This is a genomic window from Empedobacter brevis (assembly GCF_965118635.1).
Taxonomy (GTDB): domain Bacteria; phylum Bacteroidota; class Bacteroidia; order Flavobacteriales; family Weeksellaceae; genus Empedobacter; species Empedobacter brevis_A.
In genome coordinates this window covers 1-562 of record NZ_CBCPHV010000044.1, presented here as the reverse complement: position 1 = coordinate 562, position 562 = coordinate 1, and the positions used below count along the sequence as shown (strand labels likewise).

1 protein-coding gene is annotated in these 562 nt (G+C 35.2%); it reads left to right on the top strand.

Annotated elements, in window-relative coordinates; genetic code table 11:
* On the top strand, positions 1 to 441 hold a 441-nt coding region (locus ACMHJW_RS14700), incomplete at its 5' end, for a helix-turn-helix transcriptional regulator (protein ID WP_413534148.1).
* Between the last annotated feature and the right edge of the window lie 121 nt (positions 442 to 562).

Sequence of the window (562 nt, the reverse complement as noted above, 5' to 3'; positions counted from 1 at the left end):
CCCACTTATATAAAAAAACTGCCTACTTATAATTTACCTAATCTAAACAACGGTACTTACAGAATGTTCCAGGTAGCCGGGGACTCAATGGAGCCTACAATACAAAATCAATCGTATGTAGTAGGCGAATGGAAAGAGAATTGGCAAGTAGATATAAAAGACGGTCGTGTATATGTATTTGTAATACAATCAGAAGATTACGAGGGTATTTTGGTTAAACGCGCTTTAAACAGAATAGAGAAATACGGCAATCTTTTTCTAAAATCAGATAACCGTATCTATGCCTCTAAAGTATTTTTACCTGAAGATATAAAAGAAGTTTGGGAAGTTAAAGTATATTTGTCTTTCAATATTCCAGACCCGTCAACTATGTACGATCGCCTAAATGATCTGGAAGCCGATATATTTGAATTGAGAGATCAATTAAAGCGGTTAACATAAAGCAAAAAGGCCTTTTAGTTGATGCGATTGGCCTTTCACATAAACCTCACATCAAGCAAATTTAAAAAACTTAAACCAACAAGCCCCTAAATAAGCTGTACTTTTCGTATAGCCCCTCACA